At 57.3% G+C, this 16,982-nt stretch carries 13 protein-coding genes and 1 pseudogene; 9 read left to right on the top strand and 5 right to left on the bottom strand.

The annotated features are described in order from the left end of the window. The first annotated feature begins 40 nt into the window (after positions 1-40). The 4 genes from CIT40_RS32950 (at position 41) to fcl (ending at position 3,642) form a co-directional block, all read left to right on the top strand. Positions 41-484 (top strand): DUF968 domain-containing protein, encoded by a 444-nt coding sequence (locus CIT40_RS32950; RefSeq protein ID WP_479686350.1) that lies wholly within the window; start codon positions 41-43, stop codon positions 482-484. Between the two features lie 41 nt (positions 485-525). Further along, positions 526-1,131 carry a hypothetical protein gene (locus CIT40_RS08025; protein ID WP_244611936.1) on the top strand — a complete coding sequence of 202 codons (606 nt, stop codon included), beginning with the start codon at positions 526-528 and terminating at the stop codon, positions 1,129-1,131. A 494-nt stretch (positions 1,132-1,625) separates the two neighbouring features. Then, on the top strand, positions 1,626-2,711 hold the full coding sequence (gene gmd / locus CIT40_RS08020) for a GDP-mannose 4,6-dehydratase (protein ID WP_094892796.1): 1,086 nt from the start codon (positions 1,626-1,628) through the stop codon (positions 2,709-2,711). After that, positions 2,692-3,642, top strand: a complete 951-nt coding sequence (gene fcl, locus CIT40_RS08015) for a GDP-L-fucose synthase (RefSeq protein WP_094892797.1) — start codon at positions 2,692-2,694, stop codon at positions 3,640-3,642. Before gmd ends, fcl begins: the two co-directional genes overlap by 20 nt. A 21-nt stretch (positions 3,643-3,663) precedes the next feature. Here the strand turns inward: fcl and CIT40_RS08010 are convergent, their stop codons facing one another. The 3 genes and pseudogenes from CIT40_RS08010 to CIT40_RS08000 all read right to left on the bottom strand — a co-directional run. Continuing rightward, positions 3,664-5,049, bottom strand: a complete 1,386-nt coding sequence (locus CIT40_RS08010; RefSeq protein WP_193550911.1) for a mannose-1-phosphate guanylyltransferase/mannose-6-phosphate isomerase — start codon at positions 5,047-5,049, stop codon at positions 3,664-3,666. Positions 5,050-5,194: 145 nt separating this feature from the next. Next, positions 5,195-6,292, bottom strand: coding sequence for an acyltransferase family protein (locus CIT40_RS08005; RefSeq protein ID WP_094895334.1), 1,098 nt, complete (start codon positions 6,290-6,292; stop codon positions 5,195-5,197). Between the two features lie 199 nt (positions 6,293-6,491). Next, positions 6,492-6,758 (bottom strand): annotated as a pseudogene (locus CIT40_RS08000) (transposase); the annotation flags it as partial. Between the two features lie 327 nt (positions 6,759-7,085). Between CIT40_RS08000 and CIT40_RS07995 the strand changes: the two are divergent. After that, a complete protein-coding gene (locus CIT40_RS07995; RefSeq protein ID WP_162307400.1) occupies positions 7,086-7,775 on the top strand; it encodes a class I SAM-dependent methyltransferase in 690 nt (229 codons plus the stop codon). A gap of 326 nt (positions 7,776-8,101) precedes the next feature. Here the strand turns inward: CIT40_RS07995 and CIT40_RS07990 are convergent, their stop codons facing one another. Both CIT40_RS07990 and CIT40_RS07985 read right to left on the bottom strand, forming a co-directional pair. Further along, positions 8,102-8,377 carry a hypothetical protein gene (locus CIT40_RS07990; protein ID WP_244611935.1) on the bottom strand — a complete coding sequence of 92 codons (276 nt, stop codon included), beginning with the start codon at positions 8,375-8,377 and terminating at the stop codon, positions 8,102-8,104. 209 nt (positions 8,378-8,586) lie between these two features. Next, the gene (locus CIT40_RS07985; RefSeq protein ID WP_244611934.1) at positions 8,587-9,498 is read right to left on the bottom strand and encodes an ABC transporter substrate-binding protein; all 912 of its coding nucleotides are present in this window, start codon (positions 9,496-9,498) and stop codon (positions 8,587-8,589) included. Positions 9,499-9,835: 337 nt separating this feature from the next. Here CIT40_RS07985 and CIT40_RS07980 point away from each other — a divergent pair, with 337 nt between their 5' ends. The 4 genes from CIT40_RS07980 to CIT40_RS07965 all read left to right on the top strand — a co-directional run bounded on the left by CIT40_RS07980 (position 9,836) and on the right by CIT40_RS07965 (position 16,888). Further along, a complete protein-coding gene (locus CIT40_RS07980; RefSeq protein WP_244611933.1) occupies positions 9,836-11,332 on the top strand; it encodes an undecaprenyl-phosphate glucose phosphotransferase in 1,497 nt (498 codons plus the stop codon). Between the two features lie 267 nt (positions 11,333-11,599). Continuing rightward, on the top strand, positions 11,600-12,904 hold the full coding sequence (locus CIT40_RS07975; protein WP_094895332.1) for a nucleotide sugar dehydrogenase: 1,305 nt from the start codon (positions 11,600-11,602) through the stop codon (positions 12,902-12,904). After that, complete coding sequence (locus CIT40_RS07970) at positions 12,885-14,195, top strand: glycosyltransferase family 4 protein (protein ID WP_094895331.1); 1,311 nt, start codon at positions 12,885-12,887, stop codon at positions 14,193-14,195. Before CIT40_RS07975 ends, CIT40_RS07970 begins: the two co-directional genes overlap by 20 nt. Positions 14,196-14,371: 176 nt before the next feature. Further along, positions 14,372-16,888, top strand: coding sequence for a glycosyltransferase (locus CIT40_RS07965; protein ID WP_094895330.1), 2,517 nt, complete (start codon positions 14,372-14,374; stop codon positions 16,886-16,888). The last annotated feature ends 94 nt before the right edge of the window (positions 16,889-16,982 follow it).

Raw genomic sequence — 16,982 nt, 5'->3', positions numbered from 1 at the left:
AGCCGCCCTCCCCGATCGCGATATAGCAGAGCACAGGGCCATGTCAGCGGTCGGAGGGCCTCCACCTGAAGAACGTGCTTCGAAGACACCCGGCGACGTCCACGCGCCTGCCCACGCAGAGCAGGTCGGCCTCGCCTTTCCGAAAGAGCCGCCTCGGAGACGAAGTAAGGACCACCTCGCCTTCATCCGCAGCCAGGTTTGCCTAGTCTGCCAGAAGAACCCCGCTGATGCGCATCACTTGAAATTTGCTCAACCGCGGACCCTGGGACGAAAAGTCAGCGACGAGTTCACCGTCCCACTTTGCCGATCCCATCACCTGTCCCTGCACCGGCACGGAGACGAAAGAGCCTGGTGGACCAACCTGCAAATTTCGCCCTTGCCAATCGCGAAGGAGCTTTGGGGCGCGAGTCCCGTCCACCTAACGAGCGGCGCAAATGCCGCTGCAGCGCCCACACGTTCAAGATCGGAGGCCCGAGGTCAATGAATGGGCCTGTCAACTTACCCCCGACTCAGTTGGCGAGCATCATGCCATCAGAGTTCGAGGCACTATGTCCATCACCTCAACTTCTGCCCGGCGAGAGCATCGATCAGTATCATGCTCTTCAGGCCGCCATCTTCCGCGATCTCGATCCTCGGTCTGCCATCGAATGGTTGCTAGCCATAGACATCGCAGAACTCTCCTGGGAGATGCAACGCTACAGGACTCTGCGGCATAGGCTCCTGAACACCTACCGCCAAAAGGCGATCGAGATAACGCTTCGCCGCATCGACGTGGTCGGCATTGCCCCGGAATTCCAGGATGCAGCCAAAATTTACACTATCCATAACGCGCTCGACTGGCAACTGGATGCTTCTGCTGCGAGCAATATCGAAGCCCGTCTTCGCGCGTACGGCTTCGATCAACATGCCATCAGCATGGAGGTTTACGTTCAGGCGCGCGATATCCTCGGTTTGTTTGAAGCCCTCCTGAATGGAGCACAGCTTCGACGCCTAGTGCTGCTGAAGGAGATCAGCAACTTCCGGCGCTCGAAGATGTCGGATCTTGCCAATGTTGCTGAACGCAGAAGTCAGTTAAGCGGCGTCAAGTCTCAGCGAAAAGGCCTTGATAAAGAGACCTTGCATGAACGCTAGCTTCAATCGGCTACGGTCTTATAGAGGAGATGAAGGAGCAAGGGGCAAACGACTTTCTATGTGCTAGCGCTAAATCTTGCGGAGGCCGAAAGTCATGCGCTGCCATGTCGCCTCAGCTGGTCGAGATAGCACTTAAGGATCTGCTCGCAAGCCCACGTGGCAGGAAGTGGCAAGCATCCCCTTCTGGGGGCAACGCCCACGTCCGGGATGATCTCTCTGTGCTTTGTGCATCTCACAAGGGGAATGAATAGAAGGAGCCGAAGCAGCTTCATGGCCGTGCGAATGAAAAAGCAGGCGGTATGATCAAGGACTCCAGATCAACTTGGCATTGCGGCAATGCATCCATAAGCATTGACATGATGCGAGACGCGCGGGCAAAAATGCCTAAATCGAGAAGTAATTCAATAGTTTACTATTGATTCGCATTGACGTTTCGTTCTCTATACCGTAGGGCTCTGCGCCAGTACGAGTCCAGCTAGCGAAGGACTTTTGGCTTGGCAAACGATGAACGAAAGCGGCGCGTCGCTCTCATCACCGGCGTGACCGGGCAGGACGGCGCCTATCTCGCTGAATATCTCTTATCGCTCGGGTATGTGGTGCACGGCATCAAGCGTCGTTCGTCCTCATTCAACACCGCCCGGGTCGATCACCTCTACCAAGACCCGCATGTCGGCGACGTGCCTTTCCTAATGCATTACGGCGACATGACGGACTCGACCAATCTGATCCGCCTAGTGCAACAGATCCGGCCGAGCGAGATCTACAATCTCGCCGCCCAGAGCCACGTCGCCGTCAGCTTCGAGAGCCCAGAATACACCGCCAATGCCGACGGCATCGGCGTGCTGCGGCTTTTGGAAGCAATCCGCATCCTCGGCATGGAGAAGGAGACGCGATTCTACCAGGCCTCGACCTCCGAACTCTACGGCCTGGTCCAGGAGATTCCGCAGAAGGAGACCACGCCGTTCTATCCGCGCTCACCTTACGGTGTGGCAAAGCTCTACGGCTACTGGATCACCGTGAACTACCGTGAAGCCTATGGCATGTTCGCGAGCAACGGGATCCTGTTCAACCATGAGAGCCCGACCCGCGGCGAGACTTTCGTCACCCGCAAGATCACGCGCGCTGTCGCTCGCATTGAGGTCGGGCTGGAAGAGACGCTCTACCTCGGCAATCTCTCGGCCAAGCGTGACTGGGGCCATGCGCGCGACTATGTCGAGGGCATGCACAAGATCCTGCAGGCCGACAAGCCCGACGATTTCGTGCTCGCTACGGGCGAAATGCACTCCGTCCGCGAGATGGTCGAGCTGTCGTTCGCGCAAGTCGGCCGCCACATCGCATGGCGCGGCGAGGGCATCGACGAGACCGGCGTCGACATCAAAACCGGCAAGACGGTCGTGAGGATCGATCCGACTTACTTCCGACCGACCGAGGTCGACCTCCTGGTCGGCGACGCCAGCAAGGCGCACGAGGTGCTCGGTTGGAAGCCGAAGCGGAGCTTTGCGGAACTGGTCGAGGAGATGATGGCGAGCGATCTGGTGAACGCAAAGCGGGACGCTGGCAGTGGCAAACGCACCGTTTGAGCTGAAAGGCAAAAGCGTATACGTCGCCGGCCATCGCGGCATGGTCGGGAGCGCGATTGCGCGCCGGCTCGAGCGGGAGGACGTCGAACTCGTCACCGTGGACCGGCGCGAGGTCGATCTCTGCAACCAGGCCGCGGTGTTCGATTGGTTCGCGAAGACGCGGCCGCAGGTGATCTTCCTCGCCGCGGCAAAAGTCGGCGGCATCGTCGCCAACAACACTCTGCGCGCCGAGTTCATCTACGACAACATCGCGATCGCGGCTAACGTGATCCAGGCCGCGCATCAGAACGAAGCCGAGAAGCTGATGTTCCTGGGCTCGTCCTGCATATATCCGAAGCTGGCGCCACAGCCGCTGCGCGAGGACTCGGTGCTCACAGGTCCGCTAGAGCCGACCAACGAGCCCTATGCGATCGCCAAGATCGCGGGTATCAAGATGGTGGAGGCCTTTCGAAGCCAGTATGCCCGCGACTTCATCAGCGTGATGCCTACCAACATCTACGGTCCCGGCGATAATTATCATCCCGAATTGAGCCACGTCGTCGCCGCCCTGATCCGTCGCTTCCACGAGGCGAAGGCGTCGGGCGCGCAGAATGTCGTGGTGTGGGGCACCGGCACGCCGCGACGCGAGTTTCTCTATGTCGATGATATGGCCGATGCTTGCGTGCACCTGATGAAGACCTACTCCGACGCCGAGCTGGTCAACATCGGGGTAGGGGACGACATCCCGATTGCGGAGTTCGCACGCGTCGTGGCCGAGATCGTCGGCTACAGCGGAAAAATCAGCTTTGACACATCGCGTCCGGACGGAACGCCCCGTAAGCTGCTCGACGTGAGCCGCCTTGCCAAGCTCGGCTGGCGGGCGACTATGCCGCTCGAGCATGGACTAAGCTTAGCTTATCAAAGTTACTTAGAATCGCTTGAGGGCGAATGAAAACACGCGTCTCCAATCGAGTTAGGCGCGAAGATAGTCGTCTTCAATCCGGATGATGTCGTCTTCCCCGAGATAGCTTCCAGTCTGGACCTCGATCAGTTCCAGCATGATCTTACCGGGGTTCTCCATCCGGTGGACGGCGCCCATCGGGATGTAGATCGACTCGTTCTCGTGCACGGCCTTCACGGTCTCGTTGACGGTGACGCGGGCCGTGCCGCGGACCACGATCCAGTGCTCGGCGCGATGATGGTGCTTCTGCAGCGACAGCCGGCCGCCCGGCTTCACCACGATGCGCTTGACTTGGTGGCGCTCGCCATTGTCGACCGACTGGTAGCTGCCCCAGGGGCGGTGCACCTTGAGATGCTCCTCGGTGGCCTTCGGCGCGACCGCCTTCAGCTTGGTGACGAGACGCTTCAGGCCGTTGGCATCCTTCTGGCGCGAGACCAGCACCGCATCGGCGGTTGCGACCACGACGAGATCATCAACGCCTTCGAGCGCCACCAGCGCGGAATCGGTCGTGACGTTGCAATTGCGGGAATCCTCGAACACCGCGCTGCCGTGCGACGCGTTGCCTTGCGCGTCCTTGTCGGAGAGCTCCCACACCGCGTGCCAGGAGCCGACGTCGGACCAGCCGCACGACACCGGCACAACCGCTGCGCGCGAGGTCTTCTCCATCACGGCATAATCGATCGAGATCGCCTTCGCCGCGCCGAACGCTTCGGGCTCCAGCGTGACGAAGCCGAGATCGCGGCCGGCATTGTTGACCGCGCTGGTGATGGTCTCGACGCTTCCCGCATCGACCTTGCGATATTCGTCGAGCAGCAGGCTCGCCGGGAACATGAAGTTGCCGCTGTTCCAGAGATAACCCGAATTGACGTAATCGGAGGCCTTCACTGCGTCCGGCTTCTCGACGAAGCGTGCGACCGCATGAACCTCACCGGAGATCACCTCGCCCGGATTGATGTAGCCGTATTCGGTTGCCGGCCGCTCCGGCTTGATGCCGAAGGTGACGATGCGCCCGGTGCTCGCGGCGGTGAGGCCCTCGCGGCAGGCGGCGACGAAAGCCGCATTGTCCTGCACGACGTGGTCGGCAGCGAGCGCGAGCACGATGGCGTCACTGGCGCGGTTCTGTGCGAACACCGCACCGGCCGCGATCGCGGGTCCGGAATCGCGCCGCATCGGCTCGAGGATCACGTCGGCCTCGATGCCGATCTCGGCGAGTTGCTCCAGCACCATGAAGCGATAGGACGCGTTGGTGATGATGATGGGCCGGTTGAACAGGGAGGGATCGGAGACGCGCAGCAGCGTGTCCTGGAAGGTCGAGCGCGTGCCGAACAGCGGCAGGAACTGCTTTGGCCGCACCTCTCGCGAAGCCGGCCACAGCCGCGTGCCGGCGCCGCCGCACATCAATAAAGGTAAGAGCCGGTGCTGTTCAGAGGGTAAGAAACTGGGGTTTTGAAAATCGAAACAACTCTCGCGGCCCATTGCTCATACCTTCATAAGAAAACCAAGTGTCGTTCAATCAAAACGGACTCAGACCAAGAATACATCGCTATCTTGTAGCGAACTTAGTTTTCACAATGCCGCACTTCTTTCCGAACTCTCTCCAGGGCTCTTCGATACTTTTGAAGAGCCGTACTGAGATAAATAGGATAAGAGCAATAATACCTGCCAACAACACATCTCCTAGCCAAGGATTCATCAAGAAACGCTCATAGCCGTTAGCGTCAATCGAGCGCGCCGAAGCCGGTAGGACGCGCCGCAGGACGATCCCAAGGCATGTCAGGATCGGTACATGAACCATGTAAATCGAATAAGATATCTTCCCGAGGAAAGAGACTGCCTTTGTGGAGAGGAGGCTTGCCCCAACACCTCGATCTTGGCAGAGCAAAAGAACGGAGGCAAAGAAGACGATAATCGCAGCAATGTCAGCGACTCTCGTTGAGAACCAGAGCGTTGCAGATGCACTTATCAGCAGTACGCAAAAATTAGTGGTCAGAATACGTGAACTCAAGCGCGCAAACAAAGCGCGTTGGCTTAAGTGAAACAACCAAATACCTAGCGACATTCCTGCCAATCCGCGTAAGAATCCGTAGTCGTAGGTTGCGTCTAAGTTTCCCTTCTGTAAAATTACGTAGCCATAGCATATCAAAGCAACGACAAGGGAAAGTGCTCCCATCAACCGAGATGACGTGAGCCCAATTCTCGTTGCGAATGCAAATACAATGTAGCAAGCAGCTTCGCTGCTTATGCTCCAGCTCGGAATATTCCAGCTTGTGTGATCCGATACGTTGAGAGAGTGGAGAAGAAGAAGATTGTAGATCAGATCGATTGTCGAATTTGTTCCGGTAAACGGCTTGTGCTCAGGGACCCACATGCCGCTCTTTTCGCCGAAAACCTTCAACAGCTCTAGTGCGACGAGAGCTGCAAGCATCGCCAAATGAAGTGGATATATTCGAAAGAAGCGCTTTCGTAAGAACCGTCGGATTTCCGGAAAGTTGCGAATCCTCTTGAGGTAGGAGGCGCTCAGGACGAAGCCAGACAATACGAAAAACAAGTCTACGAACAAGTATCCCCTAACAAAAAACCCCGTGTCAGTGAGATGGTTGGTCCATCGCACATGAAACAGCACGACCATCAGCGCGGCCACGCCGCGCAGTCCGTCGAGAGCCAAATATCTCGGCACCAGCGCCCCTCGGAACAATCAACAAAGTAAGCTGTGCCACCCTACGAGGTTTGGGCCCACCGCGACAAGCATCCAGCGCCAACTTGGTTTATTCCCTCGAATTTGGAAAAACCCTCATTACTTGTTTACCCGCGCATAGGATTGGCGCAAAGCCAGCCCGTGAAAAGGGCTTCTCGCCCCACCGCTCGCACAGCACTTCGTCGGACAGGTCGTAGGTGTGTTGAGGATCGACAGCTCCGCCATCACCCGCGTCGGCAGCGGCGGCCGCCTGGGATCATCGCTGTAAACTTGGCCGAACCGCTCCACCAGGAAGCTCCGATCCACAGTGTGACCCAGCGTCACCAGCGAAATGCTTCATGTCGATGATCTGGTCGAGCCGAGAGCGAAAAAGATCCTGCTGTCCCGTCTCGCGCCGCTCCCGTGGTCGCATCTTGTTCCCTCGCCCAAGCGGTCAAAGGCGAGCGAATCACAAATCGAGTTTGCAAGGAATCCCGCTCCAAGCGCCCGCTTTAGAGCAAATCCCACCACGGCAAAATGCCATTTCCTGGATTCCAAATCAACGACTTGGGAATTCTTCACGGATGACTGTTTATTGCCCGGCAAAGATGAGGCCCTTATTATCGCTCTGCCCGAGTTTGCTGTTGGGACAAGGCGGCGCGGCCGTTAAGGTTGATCGACATCCTGTGAGGGCGATGCGTCGCAATTTACAGGGCATCCGGTATATTAGATCGATAGTCTCTTATCGGGAGAAGGCGCTTTGGCAGACGCTGCGTTGAAGGAAGTAAAGGATAATAAGACGAGAGCCCTAGTTGCTATCGTGCGCGACCTCATTGATTGTATTTCTCCAAGTATTCTTGTAGTCGGCTGTGGGGACGGACGAGAGGCGGGTGTTCTTGCCCGCTCCTTGAACGCGAGCACGATAGGCATTGACATCGGTGAGCAGTTTCAGTTTGACCGGGACGGGAGTGCACCAGCTGAGCTAAAAATAATGGATGCTCAACAACTTGATTTCCCCGACGCATCCTTCGATTTTGTCTATTCATTTCACGCTCTAGAGCATATTCCAGATCACAAAGCAGCGCTATCGGAGATGGCAAGGGTCCTAAAGCCTAACGGTTCCTATTTGATCGGAACGCCCAACAAGTCGCGAGTCGTCGGCTATCTAAATTCGCCTACCTCACTGAACAACAAGATCAAATGGAATTTGGCGGATTACAGGATGCGAGCGACAGGCCGCTGGTCAAACGAAGCGGGGGCTCATGCGGGATTTACTGAGCGAGACCTTTTGAGCCTTTGCCATACAGCGTTCGGAGACTCATCAGCAGTGACCAAGCGCTACTATAAAGCACTCTATGCCAGAAAGGCTAACCTTGTTGAGGTATTGGGTCAAAGCGGCGCTGGAGGGCTTCTGTTTCCAGCCGTGTATGTAGCCGGTCACAAGGTTTGATTGATCTGTCTTTATGTAAGTTGGCGGGCGTTAGCCCCTTTGATTATTGAGCGAAGTGAAGAGCTCACAATTGCCGGAGCATCAGATGCATAATACATGCAGACCGTTGCCGCGCTACCGGGGCGATGAAAATAGGATACCGATCTCGCCCCTGAATATAGGAGAACGGAGCAATTCAGGCGATCCCCCCTCTCGCCGATTGCACAGCCCTAGCTCGCTATGCGCAAAGAACAGTAAGGAGCAAACCTACGTGCTGAACACGCGTAAAGCCCTGCGTAGTCGGCACGACTTCATTGAGGAGCAATGATGCGGTGATCAGTTCTGGCTCAGTAAGCTCGCCGCAGCACGGGTCCGACAGGCGCGCAGATGCGATCCATGTACCAGCCATACGGCGTCTCGACACGCACCAAGGGGCAACGGCGCCACGGCGCGTAGCGGTAAGGATACGGCTGCGCCCAAAACGTCACTGGCGTCGCCTGGCTTTCGCCCGTCAGCAGGGCGGCGACCGGCACGGGCATCTGCATCGCTGCGTTCGCTCCGCTCGCCGCGCAGAACGTAACAGTCGCGGCCACAAGGCCTGCACGGATCAACGTCCTAAACATCCAAAAATAGCTCCTTGCCCCTGAGGAGTTGATCCCCAACCGCGCTTGTCAGATCCCAGCCGATCGACGTCGCCGGTTCGCAAGACCACTCCGCGACTAGCCCAAATAGTGAACCGAAGTTTACCAAGGCGATCAGCTCAAATGCAACTAATGCCGAGGCGACGGGGGGCCTTTGGGACGATATGGCGCGCAAGTGTGGCTTCTTGGTCCTATTTTTCCTCGCTCCATGCCCCCGGGGCAGCGAGATCAGGCGATCGGCGGTAGACATCCCGAAGGAACTGGTAGTTGACCGTCTGAGCCAAAGGCACGACTTCCTCGCCGAGCTTGGCGAAGAGCAGGATATCCCGAAGCGTCCGCCAGCGGCTTTCGTCGTAGTCGCCGATGCGGCCGCCCGTCGGGAGCACCAGCGGGCGCTGCTGCTGCAACTCGAATTTGAGTCGCTCGGGGTTCAACCTGGCCGAGCCGGCGCCGGCGATAACGGGCACGCTCCGTGCGTAGTTGGCGTAGGTGAATTGCCATCCTCGAATGAGACCCTGAAGGACATCGGCGATCATGGATGGCTGTTCATGGACGAGAGCATTGCTAGCGAAGTAGACCAAGCCAGGAACATGGATACCGTAGTCTTGCGGTTTGATGACATTCAACTTCGTAAAGGTCGAACTGGAGGGATCCGGTTGCTCGTCGATTGCGGCGATGAGGGCATCCACCTGCCCGCCCCGCAGAGCTTCGAAGTTGTCGCGGTCGGGGACCTTGGTGATCTGGCTGCGGGGAAGCCCGAGCTGCGCCATCATGGCATCGAACACGACGTCTCCTTCACTCCCCCGGCGGTACCCGACCCGCTTTCCGACCAGATCAACCGGCCGTCGCAAGCCCGAGCTTTCGAGCGTGAAGATCGCGACGGAGGTATCGAGGAAGCTTGCTGCGAACGCCGTCACGGGAACGCCGCGCCAGGTGGCCAGCAAGAACTTCTGGCCGCTCGTCACGCCGATGGCATGTTGACGTGCAACAGTTTGAACGAAGTCTGGGTCGGGTTGGGTCGCCAACTCGATGCGGGACGAGAAATAACCCTGTCTCAACGCGAAGAGTTCGCCGGCAAAGCGCGCCCCATATGGCCCGTCCAACAGGAACTTGAGTGCGGCGGCCGTTGGAGCCGCCGTAGCCTGTATTGGAGCCGCATCCGGGCGAAGAAGGAGGAGCGCGGTTCCGACCAAGGCCAAGGCAGCAAGGCCAATGGCGAAGCTGTGCTTCCCTCTCGACCGGGTTCGCCGCCGGGACTGCGTTCGTGGCAAGAGAACATCCTAAGAGGCTGTGAAATTTAACATATCAGTCGAGGCGAGATGAGCTACAATGCAGCTTGGGGGTAAGGTTAATTTTTCGTTAGCCTTGTTTTAACAGCGATTTTGACCGATAGCACGGCTTATTCGGGTAAACGAATTTCGCGTCGATGGGTTTAGCAGAATGACGATTATTTCCACACGGCCGGTGCCTATCGCTGATTCTACGGCGAAAAGTGGTGTGATCGAGTCGAAGCTGCCGACTAAAGGTTTTGCAGCAAGTTTGATGCGCCCTGTGGTTGTCGAGCGGGCCATTTTGGTGGTCGATGCGGTGCTCGTCGTGGTCAGTGGCATCGGCTGCGCGGTCGGGTATCACGTCGCCACCGCGGGCACGCTCGGCAAGACCGATGTGTATGCGGCGGCGAGCGCGCTGGTGGCGATCAATTTCGTGCTGCTGACAACGGTGCAGCACGGCTACCGGCTGAAGAACATCACGAACCTGCCCCGCACGTTCCGGATGGCGCTGACGACGTGGACCGGCCTGTTCGGTGCGCTGCTGGCGATCGCGTTCACCATGAAGGTCAGCGAGGAGTTCTCCCGCGGCACCACGATCTCGTTCTATCTGGTCGGCCTCGCCGTCCTGCTCGCCTGGAAGATCGTAGCGGCGCGGTGGACGGCGCGTGCCTTACGCACCGGCGCCTTCGCCAATGGCCGGGCGATCATGATCGCCGAGTTCGGCCTTGCCACCGCGTCCAATACGGTGGACGACCTCGGCCAGCACGGCTACCGCCTGATGCAGGTGATGGAGATCCGGCCCAAGGACCTCGCTTCGCCGCTGCTGCTGTCGCAGCTGGCGCCGCGCTTCGAGGAGCTGATCGCTTACGCGCGCGAGAACCGGGTCGAGCACGTCTTCCTGCTGATGAACTGGAGCCGGCAGCACGCGATCGACAGCATTCTGGATGCGCTGAAGATCCTGCCCATCCCCGTGCATCTGGTGCCGGACCCCAACGCAGCGCGGTTCCTGCGCTATCCCCTGGTCTCCACCGGCAACACTTTCACCGCCGAGTTGCGCCGAGCGCCGCTGTCCTGGAAGGAGCGCGCGCTCAAGCGGACGCTCGACCTTGTCGGCGCCAGCGTTGCACTGTTCGTGTTCGCGCCGGTGATGCTGGTGACCGCGATCCTGATCAAGCTCAGCTCGAAGGGCCCGGTTTTCTTCCGGCAGACCCGACACGGCTTCGGCGGGCGCGCGTTCAAAATCTTCAAGTTCCGTACCATGCGCGTGCTGGAGGACGGCCCGACGATCCGACAGGCGCAGAAGAACGACCCGCGCGTCACGCCGATCGGCAAATGGCTGCGCAAGACCTCGATCGACGAGCTGCCGCAGCTCTTCAACGTGCTCAAGGGAGACATGTCACTGGTCGGCCCCCGCCCGCACGCGGCCGCCCACAACGACGAGTATGAGCAGATCATCGGCAACTACGCCTTCCGCCATCACGTCAAACCTGGAATCACAGGATGGGCCCAAGTTAATGGTTATCGAGGAGAAACCCGTGCGCTCGAACTAATGAAGAAGCGAGTGGAGTATGATCTTTGGTATATCAACAACTGGAGTATCGCCTTAGACTTCAGAATTCTCTTAAGAACAACTCTCGTAGGCTTTCGACAGCACAGCGCCTACTAAAAATGTGCCGCCGTTGACTGCGCGCTTGCTTCCAAGGCAATTAGGGATTCATAGGTCTCCATTCAACAACAGCCGATCTTACCTATCCACCTCTACGATCATCCAGCTGTTTATGCTCTCGAAAGAGTTGTGTCGCGCCTGCTAAGCGACGACCTCATTGTAACAAGTGCGGCTAATAGGCGTGCGGTCGATTCTACACGAGATCTTGAGCTCGGCGCTAATGGAAGAGAAAGCAGTTGGGCAGTTCTTGGGCACAGGAAAAGTGAAATGAAAGTTGCTATTTTTGGTCTTGGTTACGTCGGGCTGACTGCTGCTTGTTGCTTATCAAAGGAGGGGCACAGCGTTTTGGGATTCGACGTAAGCGCCACGAAAGTACAAAATATCAATATGGGCATTTGCCCAATCATCGAACCTGGCCTTGATGATTTGCTTCGCAACGGAATAAGCGCCGGGCTGATATCTGCGTACACAGAGATCGGGGCGCGACTTGCTGACCGCGAAGCAGCAATTGTCTGCGTGGGAACACCTAGTGGTGTGGATGGGGCGCATGATATGCGTTTCATCGCGGAAGTATCCCGTCAAATCGCCGCTCATGTCGACCACAACCGTGCAACGCCTCTAGCCGTCGTCTATCGATCCACGGTTAGGCCTGGTACAATGGAAGAGTTGGTCGCGCCGATTTTTCAGGCTGCGCTTGGCCCTCACTTTAATAATGCAGTAGAGCTCGTCTACAATCCCGAATTCTTGCGCGAGTCATCTGCCATTGCAGACTATTTTGCGCCGCCCAAGATCGTGATCGGCACGTCCAATGGACAGTCTAGCAACGCTATGGAAGCGCTTTACGCGCGCATCAAGGCGCCGCGATTCGTCACGCACTTTGCAGAGGCGGAAATCACAAAATTAGTCGACAATACTTGGCACGCTGTAAAGGTCAGCTTTGCGAATGAGATTGGCCGCCTGTGCCTGCAGCTTGGTGTCAATCCCGAAACGGCTCATAAGATCTTCATCTCCGACACCAAACTAAATCTCTCCGCATATTACTTGCGGCCTGGTGGCGCCTTCGGTGGCTCCTGCTTGCCGAAAGATGTACGGGCATTGCAAAGCATCTCAGCCGACTGCGGTGCTAACACTCCCCTGATCGATTCGTTGATGCGCTCTAACGAGGCACACAAGTTCCGCCTCTTGCAGCTTGCAACCGACGGTCTTCCGCCAGGCGCTTCGATCCTACTTGCAGGCGTCGCTTTCAAAACCGGGACTGACGATCTCCGCGAGAGTCCGAACGTCGATCTGGCTCGCGCGTTGCTGCGTGGTGGCTACCGTCTTGCCATCTTTGACCCAACAGTGGACGCGCACAAGCTTGTCGGCGCTAACCTCGGCTACGCTTGGTCACATCTTCCACAACTCGCGTCGCTTCTCGTTAGCCGAGATGAAGCCGAAACGCGGCACTTCGACCGGGTCATCGCCGCAAACGGAACAGCGTCCCAGCTTCGGCTGCCGGCGAATCAGGATCTTGTGGACCTGACCAATCTCGCAAAGACAGGATCTGAACATCATGTCGAACACGCTGCTTGATATTTCGGCGGCCTTACCGACGGGGACAGAACGATCCCTTCCTCAAATTGAGGCGGAGCTGTCCTATGCGCTTGCCGGACGCAAGGTTTTGATCGTTGTCGAGAACCTGCCAATACCTTTCGATCGGCGCGTCTGGCAAGAGGCGCGTGCGCTTCGCGATGCCGGTGCTGAAGTGTCGATCATCAGCCCAACTGGTAAGGGCTATGAGCAGCGCGAGGTCGTGCTTGAGGGCATTCGCATATTCCGCCATCCGCTTCCGGTCGAGGCAACTGGATTAAAGGGCTTTCTCCTCGAATACGCCACCGCGCTCATCCATGAGACCTGGCTTGCCTGGAAGATTCTGTTTCGCCACGGATTCGATACCATTCATGCCTGCAATCCGCCCGACCTCATCTTCTTGGTGGCATTGCCGTTCAAGCTAATTGGCAAGCGGTTCATCTTCGACCATCACGACATCAATCCCGAATTATTTGAAGCGAAATTCAAGAAGCGTGGACTTTTGTGGCGCTGCCTGTGTCTCATGGAATGGCTGACGTTCAAGACGGCCGACGTGGTAATTTCAACCAACGAGAGCTATAAGGCTATTGCGCGAAGGCGTGGTGGGCGCAATGCGGAGGACGTGTTCGTCGTTCGCTCCGGGCCGGATCTCTCACGCGTTCAGCCTGTTGCGCCCGACCAATCATTGGTCGAAGGACATCGCTTCCTTGTCGGTTATGTCGGGGTCATGGGAGAGCAGGAGGGCATCGACCTTCTGCTCAGCGCCGTTCATCATCTTGTCGAGGTAAAAGGACGCTTCGATATCAAGTTCATTCTCGTCGGCGGCGGTCCTAGCCTTGAGAGCCTGAAAGAATTGAGTCGCCAGATGGGTCTCGAAGAGCACGTAACGTTTACTGGGCGAGCTCCCGACGAGCTTCTATTCCGGGTGTTGTCAAGCGCCGATGTGTGCGTCAATCCTGACCGAGTCAATCCCATGAACGACAAATCAACCATGAACAAAATCCTCGAATACATGGCCTTCGGCAAACCGATCGTTCAATTCGACGTCACGGAGGGTCGCAGGTCGGCCCAAGATGCATCATTATACGCGCGCGCAAACGATCCCATCGATTTTGCCGACAAGATAGAGGAGCTCCTCACCGATCCGGAGCGCCGAGCCACAATGGGAGCCATCGGCCGTCGCAGGGTCGAACAGGAACTAGCATGGAATTTCGAGGTGCCGAAGCTGATCGCCGCATACCGTCGTGCTGCAGAACGTAATGGTTCGAAAGGCGATTTCTCAGCGCGCTCGTGAACGGAATGAAACGAGGGGGCACGTGAATTGCCAGAGAGTGCACTCATCTTAAATCGCTTAGTCACGACCTTCGGCTTGGGCGGCCCTGCTTTTGGCACGCCCGCCTTCGAGAAAACATATCAGATCCATTTTCTAAGGACGTACGCCGATATGCGCGAATCGCTACAAGGGCGTGCATGATCAAGTCTTTTGTTACCTACCTCCCAAGCACACTTTTTCCTAGAGTCGTCGCTTTCTTGACAATTCTAGTTGGCACGCGACTGCTGACGCCGGAAACTTTCGGCTATTTCTCTTTGGTCTCTATTATCGGCGAATTCGCCGATGTCGCTCTTACGAACGGGACTCGGATCGCGCTCACGAGATTTGGTGCGACGAATGGTGGCGTGTCCCGCACTTTTGGCTTAAAAATGCTGGCCATTGCCGGTGGCTCCACCATTTTGGCGGTTCTTGTCGCGTCGGTGGCGGCAAGCGCACTCGCTCCCGAAGAGGGGAGGCGCGTTTCTATTGCAGTTGCGGCGTACATAGGTGCGGCAGCGCTGGCTCGCTTCGGACTAGCGCTCAACCAAGCGTCGGGAGAGGCGAGGCGCGCTTCCGTTCTCGAGTCAATACGAGCCATCTTCGCTTTTGGTGCAAGCGTGGCCGCCATGGTGTTTTACGCAGACTTTCTTCCTGCGATCATCGCCGGTGCTGGCGCCAACCTCGTTGTCGGCGCGATTTCGCTCGCAAGCGGGCTGCGGCAAACACGGCCCGCACTAGTTGACCGGGCAGATTGGCCAGCGCTCCGCATCTTTGCAGCGCGCTTGCTGATTCTCGCCTTGATCGGGCAAGCCGTAGCTAGCCTAGACAAGCTAGTTCTAAAGACATTTCAAGACGCTGCGACGCTCGGGATTTATGCTGCTGCCTTCGCAGTCGCCCGTAGTGGCTTCGACATCGTTGCCCACGCCTTCAACATCGGCGGCTTCGTACAGCTTTCGGTACTAGCAAATGAAGGCCGCGGAGCCGAGGCGCAGCCCTTCCTGCGGCGCCAGCTAGGCTTCATCCTAGCCGTTGCCCTGCCTGCAACCGCAATGCTGCTGTCATCACGCGACGTCATCGCGCTTGCGCTGTTCCCTCTCGCCTATCACGAAAGTTTTCATGTCGCAGTGCCTATTATCGCCGTCGGCGCGGTGATGCTGAACCTTAAGTACTTTGTCTATGACAATGTCTTTCATCTCCACCTACGCAACTTTTTGCAGCTGCCACCGCTTATTGCAGGCACTCTTACGGGTGGCGCCACTGCCATGGTTGTTATGCCTTATTGGCCACTATTCGGCGCCGCGCTTACCTATGCGATCGGAGCTGCAACCGTGCTTGGCGTCACTATAGCGATTTCGACGCGTTTAATGCCAATCCCGGTGCCGTGGCGCGCCATCGGGCTAGCCTCTGGGACTGGCCTTGCGGCGTTCGCTGCGAGCGAACTTATCAAGGTCACCCTTTCCGCAGCGCCGCCTCTTGCTGTCTTACTACTGCAGGTATTGATAGCCATAGTAGCTATCACAGCCTCTCTGGCCCTTGCCAACTCCGCTATGGGCACTCGCAATAATTCGCTCGCGGTGTCGTTCGTGACGTCCGACCCCGATCGAATTACTGGTCTGTCGAGCTATACAGACAGCCTAATGGACGCGCTTGCGCGCAGCACCGCCGGAGAGACGCTGTTCGCATTTACGAACAGCTCACCCGCCACATTGCCGAAGGCTCGAGCGCACAACAGTATCCGCTGGATCGAGTTGCCGAAAAAGCCGCGCTTTCTTCCTTATAAGATATACGCTCCGCTCATTCATACATTCGGCAACTTTATCGCGCTGCGTAACGGGTGTGGCGCCTACCTCAGCACAGCGCCCTCCGGCAGCGTATTGCCCCTTGTCGAGCAATTCATCACCATCCATGATCTATACGATCTCGACCGTGCGAGTCGGCCTCTGCGCACAGTCGCGTATGCAAATCTAATGTGGCGATGGTTTGCGCTAGTTTCGCGGCGGATCGTCTGTGTCTCGGACGCTACGCGTGACGAAGCGGCCGCGGCAATATCTTTTGCAAAGAAACGGATGGTAACCATCAAGGAGGCGTCAAAATTTGCGCCAGAGTCTCCGCAGCGACCCGATGAACGTGGGCATTTTCTTTATGTCGCAAATATCCAGCCGACAAAAAATGTCGAATGCCTTCTCTCCGCCCTCAAACAAGCAGAAGAAAGCGGAGAGCGTCTTACAGTGCGCTGGATCGGCCGCGATTCACATGGCATACTTGCCAAATACAGTGCGCGCGGTGAGATGCCCAAGGAATTCCTCGCTGCCGGTGCCGTCTCCGAAGATGAGCTAAAGAAGGCCTACCAGCGAGCAAGTGCACTGATTGTCTCATCTTGGAAAGAAGGGTTTTGTCTCCCAGTACTTGAAGCCCAAGCGCTCGGAACACCCGTTATCGCTTCGGACATTCCGGTCTTGCGCGAAGTTGCGGGCGAAGGCGCTTTGTTCTTCGATCCTAACCAACCAAAAGGATTGTTGGAGGCAATGCACAAGCTTCGCTGTAGCCCTCGCTTGCGAGAAAAGCTGAGTGAAGCGGCTCTTGCCAATGCGAAACTTTACTCATGGGAGAGGACCGCGCGCGAGACTCTCATGCTCACAACTAACCTCTTTGAAGCCCGAACCAAGTTGGCATGAACATGCGAACAGCGTCCCTTAGGGCAAGGAACGATGGCACCGTGCGGGGTGGACGCGGAAACGGGTTTGGCTTCGTTCTAACGATGGTTGCGCT

It is taken from the genome of Bradyrhizobium amphicarpaeae, from assembly GCF_002266435.3.
GTDB classification, from domain to species: domain Bacteria; phylum Pseudomonadota; class Alphaproteobacteria; order Rhizobiales; family Xanthobacteraceae; genus Bradyrhizobium; species Bradyrhizobium amphicarpaeae.
This window is presented reverse-complemented; position numbering and strand designations above follow the sequence as displayed.